This is a genomic window from Cribrihabitans marinus, assembly GCF_900109035.1.
In the GTDB taxonomy this organism is placed as follows: domain Bacteria; phylum Pseudomonadota; class Alphaproteobacteria; order Rhodobacterales; family Rhodobacteraceae; genus Cribrihabitans; species Cribrihabitans marinus.
This window is the reverse complement of record NZ_FNYD01000007.1, coordinates 208,413-226,600: the sequence shown is the minus strand read 5'-3', so window position 1 is coordinate 226,600 and position 18,188 is coordinate 208,413. Positions and strand designations below refer to the sequence as shown.

Genomic DNA, 18,188 nt, shown 5'->3' with positions numbered 1-18,188 from the left:
CCTTTGAAGATCCGACAGATGTCGGCAGCCTACATCAGTTCCCGCACATCCGTCAGACGTCCCGTGACCGCTGCCGCCGCCGCCATCGCGGGGCTGAGCAGGTGGGTCCGTCCGCCACGACCCTGCCGGCCCTCGAAATTGCGGTTCGAGGTGGCGGCACAACGCTCGCCGGGGCTGAGCTGATCGGGGTTCATGGCCAGGCACATGGAACAGCCCGCCAGCCGCCATTCGAACCCGGCCTCCTTGAAGATGTCGGCCAGACCCTCTTCCTCGGCCTGGGCCCGCACCAGGCCCGAGCCGGGCACGACCATGGCACGCAGGCCGTCTTTGACCTTCTTGCCCTTCAGGATCTCTGCCGCCGCGCGCAGATCCTCGATCCGTCCGTTGGTGCAGGAGCCGATGAACACCGTGTCGATCTCGATCTCGGAAAGCGGCGTGCCGGATTTCAGGCCCATGTAGTCCAGCGAGCGCCGCACCGCGTCGACCTTGCCGCCCTCGTAATCCTCGGGGCTGGGCACGGTGCCGGTGATCGGCAGCACATCCTCGGGCGAGGTGCCCCAGGTCACGACCGGCGCGATGTCCTCGCCGCGGATGGTGACGACCTTGTCCCAATGCGCGTCGTCGTCGGAATAGAGCGTCTTCCACCAGGCCAGCGCGGCCTCCCACTGGGCGCCTTTCGGCGCGTGGGGGCGGCCCTTCACATACTCGAACGTGGTCTCATCCGGCGCGATCAGGCCAGCGCGCGCGCCGCCCTCGATCGCCATGTTGCAAACGGTCATGCGGCCTTCCATCGACAGCGACCGGATCGCCTCGCCGCAATACTCGATCACATAGCCGGTGCCGCCGGCCGTGCCGGTCTCGCCGATGACCGCAAGGGTAATGTCCTTGGCGGTCACGCCGGGCTGCAGCTGGCCGGTGATCTCGACCTTCATGTTCTTGCCCTTGCGCTGGATCAGCGTCTGGGTGGCCAGCACATGCTCGACCTCGGAGGTGCCGATGCCGTGGGCCAGCGCACCGAACGCGCCGTGGGTGGCGGTGTGGCTGTCGCCGCAGACCACGGTCATGCCCGGCAATGTCCAGCCCTGCTCGGGGCCGACGATATGCACGATGCCCTGGCGGATGTCGCTGACCGGGTAGTAGTGGATGCCGAACTCGCGCGCGTTGGAGTCCAGCGCGGCTACCTGGATGCGGCTGTCCTCGGGCATCTGCTCGGGGTCGTTGCGGCCCGGCGTGGTCGGCACGTTGTGATCCGGCACCGCGATGGTCTTGTCGGGTGCGCGCACCGTGCGCCCGGCCATGCGCAGCCCCTCGAAGGCCTGCGGGCTGGTCACTTCGTGCACCAGATGGCGGTCGATATAGAGAAGGCAGGTGCCGTCCTCGGCCTGATGCGCGAGATGGGCATCCCAGATCTTGTCATAGAGTGTCTTGGGGGACATGAGGTCCTCTCCCGATGGGCTGTGAGATTGGCTGTTCAGGGGTGGCCGCGCCTCAGGGGCGGGCCAGAACCGAATGGGCGGCGCCGTAGAACCGTTCGCGCAGCCGCGCACGGTCCTGCAGTCCGAAATCCGGGGTATGGGCGTTTGTCATGCCGGTTGGGATACCCCGCCGCCGCCTGCCGATCAAGGCGGGAATGGGGTGCGGTGCTTGCCATCCTTTCGGGAAAGCGGTCTCTTGGGGCCGGGAGGCACGCGAATGACCGAAGAACTGTTGCCCGAGACCATCTGGGACGTGATCGCGGCGTTCCTGGAGCGCGCGGACCGGATCGCCGAACTGGTCCTGACGCCGGGCTGGCGGCAATACCAGTTGCTGATCGTGCTGGGCCTTCTTGTTCTGGCGTGGCTGCTGAAAAAGGCGACCGAGACCCGCTGGGAGAATTGGGCGCGGGCCCGGGCGGGCTGGCCGAAATGGCGGCTGCGTATCCTGGTGCAATGCCTCAGGCGGCAGACGCTGATCTATTTCATGGTGCTGTGCTGGCTGGTCTACCTGGTGATGCAGCAGGTGACCTGGCCCTCGCGCAGCTACATCATCGGCGTGGTGGCCACCCTGGCCACCGCCTGGCTGCTGATCGCCTTCCTGGCGCGGCTGGTGCGCAACGGCACGCTGCGCCTGCTGTTCAAGTGGTCGATGTGGATCTACGCCACGCTGGTGGCGCTGGACCTGGTGGACGACGTGGCCTCGTTCCTCGATGGCGTCGCGCTGGAAATCGGCACGCTGCATATCTCGATTCTGGGCATCCTCAAGGCGGCGCTGCTGATCGGCGTTCTGCTGACGACCGCCCGATTGGTCACGCAGGCGACCGGCACCGCGCTCAAGCGCAACGAGGACATCTCGCCCTCGATGCAGGTGCTTCTGGCCAAGGCGGTCCAGGTGTTGCTCTACGGCACGGTGCTGATGATGGGCATCCGCGCGCTGGGCTTCGACCTGACCGGGCTGGCCTTCTTGTCGGGGGCCATCGGCGTGGGCATCGGCTTCGGCCTGCAGAAGGTGGTGTCGAACCTGATCTCGGGGATCATCATCCTGATGGACCGGTCGATAAAGCCGGGCGACGTGATCAGCCTGGGCGACACGTTCGGATGGATCAACGCGCTGGGCGCGCGCTATGTCAGCGTCGTCACCCGCGACGGCAAGGAATACCTGATCCCGAACGAGGACCTGATCACCAGCCAGGTGGTGAACTGGTCTCATTCCGACCGGTTCGTGCGGCTGGACCTGAATTTCGGCACCGCCTATGACGACGACCCCCACAAGGTGCGCGCGGTGGCGATCCGCGCCGCCGAGGGGGTAAACCGCGTGCTGGACGGGCCTGGGCGCAAGCCGGTGTGCCATATCGTGGGCTTCGGTGACAGCAGCGTCGATTACATCCTGCGGTTCTGGATCAGCGATCCGACCGGGGGCCTGACCAATATCCGCGGCCATGTCTTCCTCGCCCTGTGGGACGCGTTCCAGGACGAGGGGATCTCGATCCCGTTCCCGCAGCGCGAGGTTCGGGTGATGAACGAGGACCTGCCGGTGAGTGTCAGCGAAGCGAAACCGTGACCGGCGCGCCGGCCCAGCCATCGACCAGGCAGCGCGCCTCGATCTGCACCTCGGTGGCGCCCGCCGGCACGCGCACATTGCCGAGCGACCGGGTGAAGGGCTGCTCGGTCACGTGCGGATGGGCCAGGACCCGCATGCCCAGCTCGGTGCCGTCCATCGCCAGCACGCGCCAGCCGTCGGCGTAATGCCCCCAGCCGGTGTCAGGATGCGAGAGCGTCACGTCGAAGCGCCAGATGTCGCCCGACTGGCGGGCCGAGACGGACTCGATCACTGGCGGATCGGCGAGTGCGGGCGCGGCGAGGGCGAGCAGTGGGACCAGGAAACGCATGGGCGCAGCCTAGCGCAACGGCGCGTGGGCTGGCAGTCATTTCTGCGTGACGCGTTTTGATGTTATCGTATCGGAGCTATCGCTTACACTCGGTCCGGTCGCCGGATATCTCTTGTCAGATCATAAAATTGGTAATATCTTTTTACCAAAGAAAGGAAGCCCGCATGGACATGCCGACGCCGGACCCGCGCGTTCTGGCCCGCAAGGATCGTCTGGTCCGCCGTCTCCAGGCGGTGCTGCCGTCGGATGCGGTGATACATGACGAGGCCGAAACCCGGGCCTATGAATGCGATGCCCTGACCGCTTATCGCTGCCCGCCGCTGTGCGTGGTGCTGCCGTCTCGGACCGAGGACGTCGCCGCCATTCTGCGGATCTGCCATGAAGAGGGCGTGCCGGTCGTGCCCCGCGGTGCCGGCACCTCGCTGGCCGGCGGGTCGCTGCCCACCGCGGACAGCGTGATCCTGGGCGTGGCGCGGATGAACGAGGTGCTGGAAGTCGACTATGACAACCGGTTCGTGCGGGTGCAGTCGGGGCGCACCAACCTGAGCGTCACCGGCGCGGTCGAGGAAGAGGGGTTCTTCTACGCCCCCGACCCGTCCTCGCAGCTGGCCTGCGCCATCGCCGGCAACATCGCGATGAATTCCGGCGGGGCGCATTGCCTGAAATACGGGGTGACGACCAACAATCTGCTGGGCGTCAAGCTGGTGCTGATGGACGGCACAGTGACGGAAATCGGCGGCGCGCATCTGGACGCGGGCGGGCTGGACCTGCTGGGCGTGATCTGCGGCAGCGAGGGACAGCTGGGCGTGGTGACCGAGGCCACGCTGCGCATCCTGCCCAAGCCGGAAGGCGCGCGGCCGGTGCTGATGGGGTTCGATTCGACCGAAGTGGCGGGCCAGTGCGTGAGCGACATCATCAAGGCCGGCGTGCTGCCGGTGGCGATCGAGTTCATGGACCGCCTGTGCATCCGGGCCTGCGAGGAATTCGCCGGCGCGGGCTATCCCGATTGCGAGGCGCTGCTGATCGTCGAGGTCGAGGGTTCGGAGGCCGAGATCGACGCGCAGCTGGGCCGGATCCTCGAGATCGCCCGGACCCATGACCCGGTGGAGCTGCGCGAGAGCGGCTCGGAAGAGGAAAGCGCGCGGATCTGGCTGGGCCGGAAATCGGCGTTCGGGGCGATGGGGCAGATCAACGACTACATGTGCCTCGACGGGACCATCCCGGTCTCGGAACTGCCGATGGTGCTGCGCCGGATCGGGGAGTTGAGCAAGGACTACGGGCTGGCCGTGGGCAACGTCTTTCACGCAGGCGACGGCAACATGCACCCGCTGATCCTGTTCGACGCGAACAAGCCCGGCGATCTGGAGAAATGCGAGGCATTCGGGGCGGATATCCTGCGCCTCTGCGTCGATGCCGGCGGTTGCCTGACCGGCGAGCACGGGGTCGGCATCGAAAAGCGCGACCTGATGCTGCATCAATACGGGGCGGCCGACCTTGAGGCACAGATGGCGGTGAAGGATGTGTTCGACCCGGATTGGCTGCTGAATCCGGCCAAGGTGTTTCCGCTGGCCTCTTCCTATCGGCGGCGGGTCGTGCGGATGGCGGCCGAATAGGGCTGCCGCCTGGCGGCGGCATCCGTGAGTATTTGGAAAAAGATGAAGACATGCTGACACCCGGGAACGAGGCCGAACTGGCCGAGATGGTGGCCGCGCAGGATGCGCCGGTGCGGATTGCCGGCGGCGGAACGCGGCTGGCAGACACCGGTCCGGTTCTGAGCACCGCCGGCCTGCGTGGCATCGTGACCTACGAGCCGGGGGCGCTGACGCTTGTGGTGCAGGCGGGCACGCCGGTGGCCGAGGTCGAGGCGGCGCTGGCGGAAGAGGGCCAGCGGCTGGCCTTCGAGCCGATGGACCATCGCGGGTTGCTGGGCACGGAAGGAGCGCCGACGATCGGCGGCGTGGTGGCGGCCAATGTCTCGGGGCCGCGCCGGGTGCAGGTGGGCGCGTGCCGCGATTTCCTGCTGGGCGTGCGCTTCGTCGACGGGGCGGGCCAGGTGATCCGCAATGGCGGGCGGGTGATGAAGAACGTGACCGGCTATGATCTTGTCAAGCTGATGGCCGGATCCTGGGGCACGCTGGGCGTCCTGAGCGAGGTGGCGCTGAAGGTGTTGCCGGTGCCTGAGGCTGAGGCCACCGTGCAGGTCGCGGTGCCGGATGCCAAATCGGCCGTGCGGGTTTTGTCGGCGGCGCTGGGCTCGCCCTTCGAGGTCACGGGGGCGGCCCATGACCCGGCTGCCGGGCTGGCGCTCCTGCGGGTCGAGGGGTTCGCGGCCTCGGTCGATTACCGTGCCGGGCGGCTCGAGGCCCTGTTGGACCAGTTCGGCACGGTTTCACGGGCCGATGACAGCGCCGCGCTGTGGCGGAGCCTGCGGGATGTGGCGGCGTTTCATGACCGGCCCGGCGATGTCTGGCGGATCTCGGTCAAGCCGGGCAATGCCCCGGACATTGCCGCGCGGGCGCAGGCCGAGGCGCTGCTGTTCGACTGGGGCGGCGGGCTGATCTGGGCGCGTGTGCCCGAGGGCACGGACCTGCGCGCGCGGCTGGGCGCGTTCTCGGGCCATGCCACGCTGGTGCGCGGCGCGCCGGAGACGCGCGCGCGCCTGGGCATGTTCCAGCCCGAGCCGGCGCCACTGGCCAGGATCGGCGCCGGGTTGCGGGCGCGGTTCGACCCCAGGGGCGTGTTCAATCCGGGATTGATGGGGTAGGTCATGCAGACGCATTTCACCGAAGAGCAGTTGCGCGACCCGGGCACCGCGCGGGCCAACGAGATCCTGCGCTCCTGCGTGCATTGCGGGTTCTGCACGGCGACCTGCCCGACCTACCAGGTGCTGGGCGACGAGTTGGACAGCCCGCGCGGGCGGATCTACCTGATGAAGGACATGCTGGAGAATGACCGGGTGCCGGATGCGCGCACCGTCAAGCATGTCGACCGCTGCCTGAGCTGCCTGGCCTGCATGACGACCTGCCCTTCGGGTGTGCATTACATGCATCTGGTGGACCACGCCCGCGACTATATCGAGCGGCGCTACAAGCGGCCGCTGTCCGACCGCGCGCTGCGCTGGGTGCTGGCGCGGATCCTGCCCTATCCGACGCGGTTCCGGCTGGCGATGCTGGGGGCCAAGCTGGCCCGCCCGTTCAAGGGCTGGATGCCCGATGCCCGGCTGCGCGCGATGCTCGAGATGGCGCCCAGGCAGATCCCGCCGGTCAGCCGCAACGACGATCCGCAGAGCTTTGCCCCGCAGGGCGCGCGGCGGATGCGGGTGGCGCTGATGACGGGCTGTGCGCAAAAGGCGCTGAACACCGACATCAACGACGCCACCATCCGCCTGCTGCGGCGGCTGGGCTGCGAGGTGGTGGTGGCCGAAGGCGCGGGCTGCTGCGGCGCGCTGACCCATCACATGGGCAAGACCTCGGAGGCGCACGAGACGGCCGCGAAGAACATCCGCGCCTGGACCCGCGAGATGGACGGCGCGGGGCTGGATGCCGTCGTCATCAACACCAGCGGCTGCGGCACGACGGTGAAGGATTACGGGCACATGTTCCGTGCCGATGCCCTGGCGGAGGATGCGAAAAGGGTGTCGGAGATCGCGCTGGACGTGAGCGAGCTGCTGATGCGGCTGGACCTGCCCGAAGGCACCGATCAAGGACTGACGGTGGCCTATCACGCGGCCTGTTCGCTGCAGCACGGGCAGAAGATCAAGACCTTTCCTAAGGACCTGCTGAAACGCGCCGGTTTCACGGTGGTCGAGCCGGCCGACAGCCACCTGTGCTGCGGCAGCGCGGGCACCTACAACCTGATGCAGCCCGAGATCTCGGCCAAGCTGAAGACGCGCAAGGTCCGGACGCTGGAGGCGAAGGCCCCGGACGTGATCGCGGCGGGCAATATCGGCTGCATGATGCAGATCGGATCGGGAACGGCGGTGCCGGTGGTTCATACGGTTGAACTGCTCGATTGGGCCAGCGGCGGGCCGGTGCCCCCGGCGCTGTCGGGCCGCGACAATTCCGCATCAACGGTGCCGATCCTGCGCTGAATGCCTCGGCATTGCCGCATTTTTGCCCAATGCTCTTTCTAGAAGCGGGTGGCGATCAGGGCGTGGAGGGGTTTGTGCGGAAAGTGTTTATGATGTGCCTGCTGGCCCTTCTGCCGGCGGCGGCCGCGGCACAGGACAGCCGCCTGCAAAGCCTGGAGACAATGGATTCCGGGCGCGAATGGATGGGCGTCGGGCGCCTGGATATCGACGGGACGGGATTCTGCACCGGGTCACTGATTGCCCCCGACCTTGTCCTGACCGCAGCGCATTGCCTTTTCGACAAGGCCACGACGCAGCGGATCGACCCCGCGCGGATCGAGTTCCTGGCCGGCTGGCGGCGCGGCAGCGCGTCGGCCTATCGCAACATCCGCCGCGCGGTGGTGCATCCCGACTATGCCTATGGCGGCGCGGCCTCGACCGAGCGGGTGCGCAACGACGTGGCGCTGCTCGAGCTGGACCAGCCGATCCGCAACACCATGGTGATCCCGTTTCAGACCGGCCCGCGCCCGCACAAGGGCGACCAGGTCGGCGTCGTGTCCTATGCGCTCGACCGGTCGGAGGCGCCCTCGCTTCAGGAAGTCTGCGGGGTGATGGCGCGCCAGCAGGGCGTGCTGGTGATGTCCTGCGATGTCGATTTCGGCTCCTCGGGCGCGCCGATCTTCTCATACGAAAGCGGCGCGCCGCGGATCGTCTCGGTTGTCTCGGCCAAGGCCGAGGTGCAGGGAACCCGCGTGGCGCTGGGCACGGCGCTGGAACAGTCGCTGGTGCTTCTCAGGGCCGAACTGGCCGCAGGGCATGGCGTATTCCAGGAGCCCGCACCGCGCACCAACCGGATCACAGTCGGAGGCGCGCGCAACAGGACCGGCGCGAAGTTCGTCCGGCCATGAAGACCTTGACCGCATTTGCCCTGGCGCTGGTCATCGCGCTGCCGGTTGCAGCCCAGAACAGCGGCCTGCGCCGCCTGACCGACCGCGACGACCTGTTCGGATGGGAGGCGGTGGGGCGCCTGAACCTGAACGGCGGAGGGATCTGCACCGGAACCCTGATCGCCCCCGACCTGGTGCTGACCGCCGCGCATTGCGCCTTCGACGACGCGACGGGCCGTCACTTTGCCCCGGGGCAGGTGCTCTTTCAGGCCGGCCTGCGCGACGGGGTCTCGGTTGCCGACCGCAAGGTCGTGCAGATCGAGACGCCACCCGAATTCGCCGCCCGCGGGGCGATCTCGACCGAGCGGATTCGCGTGGACATCGCCCTGATGCGGCTGGAAACCCCAATTCCCACCGCGCTGGCCGATCCCTTCGCGCTGCATTCCGGCGACCTCCGCGGCAGCGAGGTCAGCGTGTCGTCCTATGGTCGCGGCCGGACCGAGGCGATCTCGCGTCAGCGGTCATGCAGCCTGTTGTGGCGCGATCAGGGGCTGATGGCGTTCGATTGCAACGTCACCTTCGGCTCGTCGGGATCCGCGATCCTGGCGCGGGAAGGCACGCGCGGGCGCATCCTTTCGGTGGTGTCGACCGGCGGCAAGATCGACGGCCGGGTGGTTGGATACGGTATGGAACTGGACGGCATCGTCGACCGGCTGAAACGCCAGATGCGCCGCGATGCGCCGGCGCCGCGGGCGAGTGTCCGCCGGTTGCAGGCCGGCAGCGGGCGGAGCACCGCGGGGGCCAAGTTCGTGCGCCCCGGAGGGTCTTGAAACCGGGTTTCGCGCCTCCCATTTTTGCGGTGTCGGATCGCCACTTTCGGGGTCCGGCACAAGACCGATGCCCGTCCTGACGGAGGGCTCATTGTCAATCGCTCGAATGAAGAGGATACAAGACACATGCGACACTTTGATTTTGCACCGCTGCACCGTGCAACCATCGGCTTCGACCAGATCGCCGATCTGATGGACCGGGTCATGACCAGTGACATGGCACAGCCCAGCTATCCGCCCTACAACATCGAGAAGACCGACGCCGACAGCTACCGCATCTCGATTGCCGTGGCCGGCTTTACCGAAAGCGACCTTTCGGTCGAGGTCAAGGAAAACGCCCTCGTCGTGTCGGCCCGCAAGGCCGAGGAGGACGAAGAGCGGACCTATCTGCACCGCGGCATCGCCACCCGCGCCTTCGAGCGCCGGTTCACCCTGGCCGACCACGTGCGCGTGACCGGCGCCAGCCACGAGAACGGCATGCTGCATATCGACCTCAAGCGCGAGGTGCCCGAGGCGCTGAAGCCGCGCCGGATCGAGATCGCCACGTCGCAACCCGACTCCGCGAACCTGGTGGAATCGAAGTCGGTGAACTGACTTCCATCTTGCGGGGCCGGGCCGATCTCCGGTCCCGTGAGTGCAACGCGATAGTCGCCAAGTCCCTCGGTTATCGCGCCGCCCCGTGCCCCTCCAGACACGGGGCGGATTTGCTTGCCGGATCCGCCGCCGATATGGCAGGATTCCACGAGCAAATCAGGAGTGCCCAACCGGTGATCAAGTAAGTTCCCGCCCAATCCGGCCCGCAAGGCCATTCGGAACGCTTGCCATCGGAGCACCCCATGCAATCCATCATCTATGACGTCGCCGTGTCGGTCGACGGTTTCATCGCCGGTCCCGGAGGGGACATCTCGGGCTTTGCCCGGGAAGGCGAGGTCGTCGAGGCCTATATGGCGCGGCTGGTCGCCTATGCCTGCGCAATCATGGGTCGGGCCACCTACGAGTTCGGCCATCGCTTTGACCTGACGCCGGGCCAGAACCCCTATCCATCCATGCGGACGCTGGTGTTCTCGGACAGCCTGGACCTGCCGCCCGATCGCCAGGTCGAACTGGTGCGCGGCGACGGCCGGGACGTGCTGGCGGCGCTGCGACAGATGAGTTCCGGCCCGATCTACCTGTGCGGTGGCGGCCGGTTTGCCGGGTCGCTTCTGGCACGGGGCGAGATCGATCGGCTGCGCCTCAAGCGGGCGCCGATCCTGCTGCGGGGCGGCACGCCGCTGTTTGCCGGGGCGGGTTCCGCCCCGCGCCTGACCTGCGAGGTGAGCCGGGTCTTCGAGGGCGGATATGCCTACCAGGAATACGCAGTGCGGCACCCGGGCTGAGCGGTGCGGAGGCGCTGCCCCCGTCGCCCGTTTCGGGCGCCTCGCCCGAGGTATTTTCCGGCCAGATGAACAAGGAATCCTTACCACATCCGGCCGGCAGTCTTCATTCGGTCGGGGTCAGACCGACAGGCAGACGTATTTCATTTCGAGGTAATCCTCGATCCCGTGATGGCTGCCTTCCCGGCCAAGGCCGGACTGTTTGACGCCGCCGAAGGGCCCGAGCTCGGTCGAGATGATCCCGGTGTTCACGCCGACGATGCCGTATTCCAGCGCTTCGGCGACCTTGTAGACGCGCGACAGGTCCTTGGCGTAGAAATACGCGGCCAGGCCGAAGATCGTGTCATTGGCCATCTCGATCACCGAGTCCTCGTCCTCGAACTTGAAGAGCGGCGCGAGGGGGCCGAAGGTTTCCTCGGTCGCGACCTTCATGTCCTGGGTGACGCCGGTGACGATCGTGGGCTGGAAGAAGGTGCCGCCCAGATCGTGCGGCAGCCCGCCGGTCACTACGTTGCCGCCCTTGTTTGTGACGTCCTCGATATGCTCCTGCACCTTTTCGACCGCGTCCTTGTTGATCAGCGGACCGGTGGTCGTGCCCTCGGCCAGCCCGTCGCCCACGTTGAGCTTTTCGACCGCTGCCTTCAGTTTTTCGGCGAAGGCGTCATAGACCCCGGCCTGCACGTAGATGCGGTTGGCGCAGACGCAGGTTTGGCCGTTGTTGCGGAACTTGCACATCATCGCACCCTCGACGGCGGCATCCAGATCGGCGTCGTCGAAGACGATGAAGGGCGCGTTGCCGCCCAGTTCCATCGAGCATTTCATCACCTGGTCGGCGGCCTGGCGCAGCAGGATGCGCCCCACCTCGGTCGAGCCGGTGAAGGTGAGCTTGCGCACCGCCGGGTTCTCGCAGAATTCCTTGCCCACCTCGGACGAGCGCGACGAGGGCACCACGTTGAACACGCCGGCCGGGATGCCGGCGCGATGCGCCAGTTCCGCCAGCACCAGCGCCGAGAGCGGGGTTTCGGCGGCGGGGCGGGCGACGAAGGAACAGCCGGCGGCCAGCGCCGGGCCGGCCTTGCGGGTGATCATCGCGTTGGGGAAGTTCCACGGCGTGATCGAGGCGGCCACGCCGATGGGCTGTTTCAGCACCATGATGCGCTTGTCGCGCTGGTGGCCGGGAATCATCTCGCCATAGACCCGCTTGGCCTCTTCGCCGAAGAACTCGATGAAGGACGCGCCATAGGCGATCTCGCCCTTCGCCTCGGCCAGCGGCTTGCCCTGCTCGGCGGTGAGGATCGTGCCCAGGTCGTCCTGGTTCTCCATCATCAGGTCGAACCAGCGGCGCAACACGGCGGCGCGTTCCTTGCCGGTCCAGGCGGCCCAGTCCTTCTGCGCCTTTGCGGCGGCGGCGATCGCCTTGGCCACCTGAGCGCGGCTGAGATCGGCGACCTGCGCCACCACGTCGCCGCGGGCCGGGTTTGTCACGTCGAAACGGCCGTTCTCGCCGTCGGTCCACTGGCCGCCGACATAGCCTTGCGTCACCAGCAGCGACGGGTCCTTGAGCAGGGATTTCAGGTCGGTCGGTGCGTCCAGCATCGGGTATCCTCCGGTTGAAAACGGTCGGGGCGCGGACAGACCGGCGCCCTGCTGGATGTGTAGGGTCAGTCCCGGCGGAGAATCAATCGCTATTTGATCAAATGCTCCTGAGCGGCGCCACCGATGGCCGGCCCGACTTTTTCCTTGATCGAAACGCGGCTTTGGCGCATGGGATATTCGGGCACGGCGATGGCGTCGCCTCATGCCGCGCGGCATGCGCCCCTATCAAAAACCGTCCTGAACGCCGGGACCTTTCTTTGCGAAGGAGGGTCACATGACCGCAATGTTCACACCCCGTCCGGAATTCTACCGCTATCACAACGGCCAGAAAGCCACGCTGCCATTCCCGCCCGAGGAATACGAGGCCCGCCTTGCCGGGCTGCGCGATCGGATGGAGGCGCTGAGCGTCACCGCCGCCGTGTTCACCTCGATGCACAACATCGCCTATTACTCGGGCTTTCTGTATTGTTCCTTCGGGCGGCCCTATGGGTTGGTCGTCACGGCGCGCGAGAGCGTGACGATCAGCGCCGGGATCGACGCCGGGCAACCCTGGCGGCGCTGTCACGGCGACAACATCACCTATACCGACTGGACCCGCGACAATTACTGGCGGGCGATCCGCTCGGTCACCGGCGAGGGCGCGGTGATCGGGTACGAGGGCGATCACCTGACCCTGATGCAGCGCGACAAGCTGGAGGATTTCCTCAAGCCCGCGACGATGGTGGATCTCTGCGAGACCACGATGCGCCAGCGGATGATGAAGTCGCCGGCCGAGATCGCGCTGATCCGTCACGGCGCGCAGGTGGCCGATGTCGGCGGCTATGCCATCCGCGAGGCGGTCAAGGAGGGCGTGCGCGAGATCGACGTGGCGATGGCCGGGCGGGACGCGATGGAACTGGAGATCGCCAGGCGGTTTCCCGACGCGGAATACCGCGACAGCTGGGTCTGGTTCCAGTCGGGCATCAATACCGACGGCGCCCACAACCCGGTCACCGGACGCAGGCTGCAACGCGGCGACATCCTGTCTCTGAACACCTTTCCGATGATCTCTGGCTACTACACCGCGCTGGAACGCACCCTGTTCGTGGGCGAGGTGGACGCCGCCAGCCTGAAGATCTGGGAGGCCAATGTCAGCGCCCATGAATATGGCATGAGCCTGCTGAAGCCGGGGATCAGCTGTGCCGAGGTGACGCACAGGATCAACGACTTCTTCGCCGAGCGTGACTTGCTGCAATACCGGACCTTCGGCTATGGCCACTCCTTTGGCGTGCTGTCGCATTTCTATGGCCGCGAGGCGGGGCTGGAGCTGCGCGAGGATATCGACACGGTGCTGGAGCCGGGCATGGTGATCTCGATGGAGCCGATGCTGACCATTGCCGATGGCAAGCCGGGCGCGGGAGGCTATCGCGAGCATGACATCCTGATCATCACCGAGGACGGCAACGAGAACATCACCGGCTATCCCTACGGGCCCGAGTTCAACGTCGTGGGGTGAATGGCCCGTGCCGGGCCATGCCTTCGGCGAGAGTATTTTCAAAAAGATGAAGGGCGGGGCGCGCATATGCGGCCCCGTCTTTTTTCGTTTGCAGCTGCCGCAGCATTTGCAACAGTGGGGAAATAGTGCGGGCAAGGTGATGTAATGGCCTTTAACATTGCCTATCTGTCTGGCGTGGCAATTTGAGGGATCTGAACAGTGGCGAATGTCCAGTTTGACAAGATGATCGAGGAAACCCAGCGCAAGGTGCGCGAAAGCCAGTCGCAGATCGAGGGGTTGACCGGCCGGATCGAGGCGGCGCGGGAGAAGATCGGCACTGCCGAGGCCGATATCGACATCGAGAATGCCACCCTGGAGGATGTGCACGCCCATACGGAAGTGATGAACGCCAATATCGCCGAGCTGATCATGGGTCTGGATGATGTGACGGCGGCGTTTTCCAAGGATTTCGACGAGATGCGCTCGAAGACCGGGTGGGAGAGCTTTGTCGGCATCTTCTCGCGCGGCAAGTCGGAGTCGCTGCGGCAGGAGCGGATGCGCGGCGCCAGCATCGACGACAAGTTGCAGGACCTGATCGCCAAGTCGGACGTGATCGTGAAGCTGCTGCAGGGGCAGTTGGCGGTGCTGGAAGAGCAGCGCGAGAAGGTGGAGACCAACCTGACCGGCACGCTCGATGACCGCGAGGCGACGGTGGCGGCATTGGAAAGCGTGCGCGCCGAGATCCAGGCGATGGACCCGCAGATCATCACTTTGGAGAACAAGATTTCCGTGGAGCAGGACGCCGCGGCGCGCACCAAGCTGGAGACCGAGCTGGCGGAGCTGAACAAGCAGTACAATGCCAAGGTGCAGGACGAGCAGGTCAAGCTGGCCAAGAGCCAGACGTTGGAGCGCTATATCGAGAAGGGCAAGTCGTGGGTCGATTCCCTGCAGAACCAGGCGGCGACCCAGATGGTGCTGATCAACAAGCTGCAGACGGATACCCAGCAGCGCGTGGTGCTCTATGACGCGCTGACCAAATCGCTGAAGACCGCACAGCAGCAGGACGTGGCGCACCGGATCAACGAGATCGGGGTCGAGACCGACAAGGAGGCGCAGACCGCCATGGCCTCGATCGGCACCGCCACCAACCAGAAGATGGCCGACATGCTGGAGGCGCATGAGGGCCACATGGTGTTCGCCCGCGACGTGCTGGAGAAGAAGGCCAAGGCCGATGAGCGGTTCGCGCGCCGGTTCCAGGCGATCGTCGAGAAGCACGACAAGAACCTCTATGGCGGATGACGACGTGAGGGACGGCGGACCGCGCCATGGGGGCCGGAATTGACCGATCTGGCGAAAGACCATACCGGCCTGACCGACACCTTCGCCTCGCGCCGCTATTTCCGCAAGTTCGAGACGATCTCGCTGCATCTGCTGAGGGTGGCCGCGAACATGGAGGCGGAAGGTGCGATCGGCCGCGACGAGGTGAAAACCATCTCGCGCTACCTCTCGGGGCTGCTCTACACCTTTCGCGCGCTCAGCATGAAATACCTGCTGGTCGGTCGCGATACGGGCCGGTTCTTCGGCAGCCTCGCGATGGACAAGCGCGACAGCGGGTTTCCGGTAGCGACCGAGCTGATGACCATGGCCAATGACGCCCAGCAGGCGGCGCGGCACCTGGAGGGGATGCCATCGGAGGCGGCGTTGAAGGACGAGATGGTGCAGACCATCATCGGCGACCGCGAGATCCCCACCAAGCTGCAGTTCGCGCTGTCGCAGCGGCTCTATTACGAGGAACTCGTCAAGGGCAACCTGTTCTGGGCGCGCAACGATCCCGAATGCCACTGGATGGGCAATGCGGGTGAGCGGCGGCAATTCCTGCTGCACTGGGCGGTCTATGACAGCCAGGTCAACCTGCCGGTGATCTACCTGATGCGGCTGGAGGATAGCGGGCGCGAGGCGCTGCCCAAGGATCAGCGGCGCTGGCCTGAATGCCAAGCGCATCTGATGGCGCAGTCGCTGGGCGCGCTCAAGCTGGTGACCATCGCCAAGGGGTTCGACGCGGATTTCGACGACCTGCATCCCAAGCATCTGCGGCGCATCCATGTGGGGCCGATGTATTCCTCGGCCTTCACCGAGCAGACCGGGCCGCTGCGCCAGGTACTGGAGGATGCGGCGGCGCCCGAAGGGCAGGACTGGGCGCTGGCCTGGACCATGGAGGAACTGGAGAGCGAGCGGGTGACCGAGGAGCGCTCGGGCTGGTTCGGCACGGTGGATCGCGAGGTATTCGCGCTGGACCCGTTCGGTGGGCGCGGGGCCGAGACCGGGGCCACGCATACCCACCGCGCGATCATCCTGCCGCAGCGGCCGTTCCAGGTGCTGGCCGAGCGCAACCCGCCGGGGTTTTCGGATGTACGCAAATTCGTGGTGAGTGAGGCCGGGCAGGTGCTGCGCTATTAGGGTTTTGCCTCCGGCGGGGATATTTTCGGCAAGAGGATGAGAGAGGCGGTCGCAACATGAGCCTGACATCGGACCAGATGGAGCTGCGCGAGGCGGATATCCGCAAGCACTACCCTGCGGCAACGGCGCTGCTGGAGGGGTTCGACCATGCGCCGCGGATCGCGAAATCCGCGGATGCCGCGCCGTCCGAGCGCTCGCCCGGGATCACCCTGGGGCGGCGGTTCCGGTCGACCACGCCGGGGCTGGTCACGCGACAGACAAGCCGGCCCGACGGGGTGCATCTGCGCGAGCGGATCGAGGCGGCGGATGATGGCGACACGCTGGTCTCGCCGCCGCAGGCCACCGTGATGCAGGCGATCCGGCGGGCGCTGGCGATTGCGCTGGCAATGGGAGACGCCTTTGGCGAGCAGACACCCTTGGGCGAGTTGAAGCGGGCCAACCTGGCGGGAGACCTGCCGGCAGCGCGCAAGGGCGAGTTCACCGAGCTGCTGACCGCCGAAGCATTGATTGCGCTCCAGGTCTTCGGCAACGCGCTGGCCTATCTGCTGTCCTCGCATCTGGGCGAGGTGACGGTCGAGGTCGGCGAGGCCGAGGAGGTGCTGACCGACAACGCGCCGCTGGCATTGCATGGCGCGCTGTGGGAGCTGGATCAGAAGCTGGGCCAGCACGCACCTGACGACGCGCATCTGGTGGCGACCTGCGCCGCCCATGCCGAGCAGCTGATGGAGAAAGTGCGGCTGCGCGCGCAATCGGCGGCGCATCTCGGCCCGTTCACCGGCGCAACCTGGCGGGTCGAGGCGGACGATCTGACCATCCGCGGCTTCGAACCGGCGGCGCGGGCGAAATCGACCACCCTGACCATGACGTTCAAGAAGCCCAACGAGGTGGTGGGTAACCATATCGCCAAATACCAGGCGCTGCGGCTGTCCAAGATGCTGATGGCCTATGATTTCGAGCGGCGGCTGAACCCGTTTGCGGAACTGGGCGGATTCATCTTCACCTTCATGGGCGACGGTGCGCCGGGGACGGGCAAGACCACGCTCATTCAGATGATGGCCGGGCTGATCCATGAGTATTGCCAGAATGCGGGCTATCCCTTCCGCTATCAGAATTTCGGCATCGACAATATCGACAGCTACCAGGGCAAGTCCGGCCAGAACGCCAAGGCCTTCGTGCAGAACGTTCTGGATCCGGGTGTCATCGGCTTCGGCACCATCGACGACATCGACCAGATTGCCGGCAAGCGCGGCGACCGGCAGTCCTCGGCGGGCCAGCAGGAGGTGACGGCGGTGTTCATGGAGGCCTTCGCCGGGGCCAACACGGTGGTGCGCGGCAATTGCACCTTCGGGATGTTCTCGAACTACCCCGAGAACGTGGACGACGCCCTGCGCCAGCGGGCGGGCGCGCGGTTCCTGGTGGACGGGCCGCAGACGCGGGACGACTATATCGACATCCTGGCGCTGCTGATGGGCAGGAACCACGACATCCCGCTGGGCGATCACGAGCTTTACGCCGCGCAGCAGATCAAGAAGGCGGTGGCCGCGTCTTTTGAAAGCCACAACCGGCCGCATGAGGATGGGTTGCTGAAGGTGTGGGAGCGGGTCGAGGGCGAGATCGGCGCGCTGGACACCATCGCCAAGCTGGGCACCTATCTGAAGGCGATCCAGGCGGCGGATGAACGGTTCACGGGCCGCGCGATCAAGAACATCACCGACGCGGTGAAGGTGCGGGCGATGGATTTCGAACTGCCGGATGAATGGATGGAAGACCCCGAGCTGTTCCTGTTCCGCGACTACGACACCAAATGCGCGATGATTTCCGAACTGCGCCGGCCGATCACGGTGGAGATGGTGATCCAGGAGATCAACCGGTACGCGGATTCAGAGTTCCGCTATGCCGACAAGTCCGACGAGGTGGCCATCGAGGCGATGGTGCGCGATTTCGGGCGGCAGGAAGAGGCGAAGAAGCGGTATCTGGAGGGGAAGGGGTGATGGTTGGTCCGACCCGTCCCGGGCTTGACCCGGGACCTCTGGCATCGGCTCAGTGCGAGGCCCCGGATCAGGTCCGGGGCGGTTTTGGATTGGTTTCCCTGCCGCGGCACGCTGAGCGGGAGGGGACCGACGGGGTCCACCCCTGCG

16 protein-coding genes are annotated in these 18,188 nt (G+C 66.2%); 12 read left to right on the top strand and 4 right to left on the bottom strand.

Translation table 11 applies throughout. The annotated features are described in order from the left end of the window. Positions 1 to 29 precede the first annotated feature (29 nt). Positions 30 to 1,436 (bottom strand): 3-isopropylmalate dehydratase large subunit, encoded by a 1,407-nt coding sequence (gene leuC, locus BMX57_RS13335; protein WP_092367863.1) that lies wholly within the window; start codon positions 1,434 to 1,436, stop codon positions 30 to 32. Positions 1,437 to 1,488: 52 nt separating this feature from the next. Continuing rightward, positions 1,489 to 1,587: an isopropylmalate isomerase gene (locus BMX57_RS13330; protein WP_092367860.1), complete on the bottom strand. Its 99-nt coding sequence runs from the start codon at positions 1,585 to 1,587 to the stop codon at positions 1,489 to 1,491. A 105-nt stretch (positions 1,588 to 1,692) separates the two neighbouring features. On the opposite strand from BMX57_RS13330, the gene BMX57_RS13325 reads away from it, so the two are divergent. Next, positions 1,693 to 3,036 carry a mechanosensitive ion channel family protein gene (locus tag BMX57_RS13325; protein WP_092367857.1) on the top strand — a complete coding sequence of 448 codons (1,344 nt, stop codon included), beginning with the start codon at positions 1,693 to 1,695 and terminating at the stop codon, positions 3,034 to 3,036. On the opposite strand, the gene BMX57_RS13320 is transcribed toward BMX57_RS13325, so the two are convergent. Then, positions 3,017 to 3,364, bottom strand: coding sequence for a hypothetical protein (locus BMX57_RS13320; RefSeq protein ID WP_092367854.1), 348 nt, complete (start codon positions 3,362 to 3,364; stop codon positions 3,017 to 3,019). The two genes, BMX57_RS13325 and BMX57_RS13320, sit on opposite strands and share 20 nt — an antisense overlap. A 164-nt stretch (positions 3,365 to 3,528) precedes the next feature. Here BMX57_RS13320 and BMX57_RS13315 point away from each other — a divergent pair, with 164 nt between their 5' ends. The 7 genes from BMX57_RS13315 to BMX57_RS13285 all read left to right on the top strand — a co-directional run bounded on the left by BMX57_RS13315 (position 3,529) and on the right by BMX57_RS13285 (position 10,526). Next, on the top strand, positions 3,529 to 4,977 hold the full coding sequence (locus tag BMX57_RS13315; protein ID WP_092367851.1) for an FAD-linked oxidase C-terminal domain-containing protein: 1,449 nt from the start codon (positions 3,529 to 3,531) through the stop codon (positions 4,975 to 4,977). A 53-nt stretch (positions 4,978 to 5,030) separates the two neighbouring features. After that, positions 5,031 to 6,128 (top strand): FAD-binding protein, encoded by a 1,098-nt coding sequence (locus BMX57_RS13310; RefSeq protein WP_092368008.1) that lies wholly within the window; start codon positions 5,031 to 5,033, stop codon positions 6,126 to 6,128. Between the two features lie 3 nt (positions 6,129 to 6,131). Next, positions 6,132 to 7,454 carry a glycolate oxidase subunit GlcF gene (glcF, locus tag BMX57_RS13305; protein ID WP_092367849.1) on the top strand — a complete coding sequence of 441 codons (1,323 nt, stop codon included), beginning with the start codon at positions 6,132 to 6,134 and terminating at the stop codon, positions 7,452 to 7,454. Positions 7,455 to 7,543: 89 nt separating this feature from the next. After that, a complete protein-coding gene (locus tag BMX57_RS13300) occupies positions 7,544 to 8,341 on the top strand; it encodes a trypsin-like serine peptidase (RefSeq protein ID WP_092367846.1) in 798 nt (265 codons plus the stop codon). Beyond that, entirely contained in the window at positions 8,338 to 9,150 is an 813-nt protein-coding gene (locus BMX57_RS13295; protein WP_092367843.1) for a trypsin-like serine peptidase, read from the top strand. The genes BMX57_RS13300 and BMX57_RS13295 overlap by 4 nt, the downstream gene beginning before the upstream one ends. 126 nt (positions 9,151 to 9,276) lie before the next feature. Then, positions 9,277 to 9,744: an Hsp20 family protein gene (locus BMX57_RS13290; protein ID WP_092367839.1), complete on the top strand. Its 468-nt coding sequence runs from the start codon at positions 9,277 to 9,279 to the stop codon at positions 9,742 to 9,744. Positions 9,745 to 9,986: 242 nt separating this feature from the next. Continuing rightward, positions 9,987 to 10,526 carry a dihydrofolate reductase family protein gene (locus tag BMX57_RS13285; protein WP_092367837.1) on the top strand — a complete coding sequence of 180 codons (540 nt, stop codon included), beginning with the start codon at positions 9,987 to 9,989 and terminating at the stop codon, positions 10,524 to 10,526. A 117-nt stretch (positions 10,527 to 10,643) separates the two neighbouring features. On the opposite strand, the gene BMX57_RS13280 is transcribed toward BMX57_RS13285, so the two are convergent. Next, positions 10,644 to 12,119 (bottom strand): NAD-dependent succinate-semialdehyde dehydrogenase, encoded by a 1,476-nt coding sequence (locus tag BMX57_RS13280; RefSeq protein ID WP_092367834.1) that lies wholly within the window; start codon positions 12,117 to 12,119, stop codon positions 10,644 to 10,646. 274 nt (positions 12,120 to 12,393) lie between these two features. Between BMX57_RS13280 and BMX57_RS13275 the strand changes: the two genes are divergently transcribed. From BMX57_RS13275 to BMX57_RS13260, 4 genes are all read left to right on the top strand, one after another. Continuing rightward, positions 12,394 to 13,614: an aminopeptidase P family protein gene (locus BMX57_RS13275; protein ID WP_092367831.1), complete on the top strand. Its 1,221-nt coding sequence runs from the start codon at positions 12,394 to 12,396 to the stop codon at positions 13,612 to 13,614. A 222-nt stretch (positions 13,615 to 13,836) separates the two neighbouring features. Then, positions 13,837 to 14,892 carry a coiled-coil domain-containing protein gene (locus BMX57_RS13270; RefSeq protein ID WP_373283105.1) on the top strand — a complete coding sequence of 352 codons (1,056 nt, stop codon included), beginning with the start codon at positions 13,837 to 13,839 and terminating at the stop codon, positions 14,890 to 14,892. 39 nt (positions 14,893 to 14,931) lie between these two features. Beyond that, complete coding sequence (locus tag BMX57_RS13265) at positions 14,932 to 16,050, top strand: hypothetical protein (protein ID WP_092367825.1); 1,119 nt, start codon at positions 14,932 to 14,934, stop codon at positions 16,048 to 16,050. A gap of 56 nt (positions 16,051 to 16,106) precedes the next feature. After that, positions 16,107 to 18,041 (top strand): ATP-binding protein, encoded by a 1,935-nt coding sequence (locus tag BMX57_RS13260; RefSeq protein ID WP_092367822.1) that lies wholly within the window; start codon positions 16,107 to 16,109, stop codon positions 18,039 to 18,041. The last annotated feature ends 147 nt before the right edge of the window (positions 18,042 to 18,188 follow it).

What these genes read in the sequence shown, in the direction of transcription:
- leuC (WP_092367863.1), bottom strand. Translation starts at nt 1,436, where the DNA reads ATGTCCCCCAAGACACTCTATGACAAGATCTGGGATGCCCATCTCGCG.
- BMX57_RS13330 (WP_092367860.1), bottom strand. Translation starts at nt 1,587, where the DNA reads ATGACAAACGCCCATACCCCGGATTTCGGACTGCAGGACCGTGCGCGG.
- BMX57_RS13325 (WP_092367857.1), top strand. Translation starts at nt 1,693, where the DNA reads ATGACCGAAGAACTGTTGCCCGAGACCATCTGGGACGTGATCGCGGCG.
- BMX57_RS13320 (WP_092367854.1), bottom strand. Translation starts at nt 3,364, where the DNA reads ATGCGTTTCCTGGTCCCACTGCTCGCCCTCGCCGCGCCCGCACTCGCC.
- BMX57_RS13315 (WP_092367851.1), top strand. Translation starts at nt 3,529, where the DNA reads ATGGACATGCCGACGCCGGACCCGCGCGTTCTGGCCCGCAAGGATCGT.
- glcF (WP_092367849.1), top strand. Translation starts at nt 6,132, where the DNA reads ATGCAGACGCATTTCACCGAAGAGCAGTTGCGCGACCCGGGCACCGCG.
- BMX57_RS13300 (WP_092367846.1), top strand. Translation starts at nt 7,544, where the DNA reads ATGATGTGCCTGCTGGCCCTTCTGCCGGCGGCGGCCGCGGCACAGGAC.
- BMX57_RS13295 (WP_092367843.1), top strand. Translation starts at nt 8,338, where the DNA reads ATGAAGACCTTGACCGCATTTGCCCTGGCGCTGGTCATCGCGCTGCCG.
- BMX57_RS13290 (WP_092367839.1), top strand. Translation starts at nt 9,277, where the DNA reads ATGCGACACTTTGATTTTGCACCGCTGCACCGTGCAACCATCGGCTTC.
- BMX57_RS13285 (WP_092367837.1), top strand. Translation starts at nt 9,987, where the DNA reads ATGCAATCCATCATCTATGACGTCGCCGTGTCGGTCGACGGTTTCATC.
- BMX57_RS13280 (WP_092367834.1), bottom strand. Translation starts at nt 12,119, where the DNA reads ATGCTGGACGCACCGACCGACCTGAAATCCCTGCTCAAGGACCCGTCG.
- BMX57_RS13275 (WP_092367831.1), top strand. Translation starts at nt 12,394, where the DNA reads ATGACCGCAATGTTCACACCCCGTCCGGAATTCTACCGCTATCACAAC.
- BMX57_RS13270 (WP_373283105.1), top strand. Translation starts at nt 13,837, where the DNA reads ATGATCGAGGAAACCCAGCGCAAGGTGCGCGAAAGCCAGTCGCAGATC.
- BMX57_RS13260 (WP_092367822.1), top strand. Translation starts at nt 16,107, where the DNA reads ATGAGCCTGACATCGGACCAGATGGAGCTGCGCGAGGCGGATATCCGC.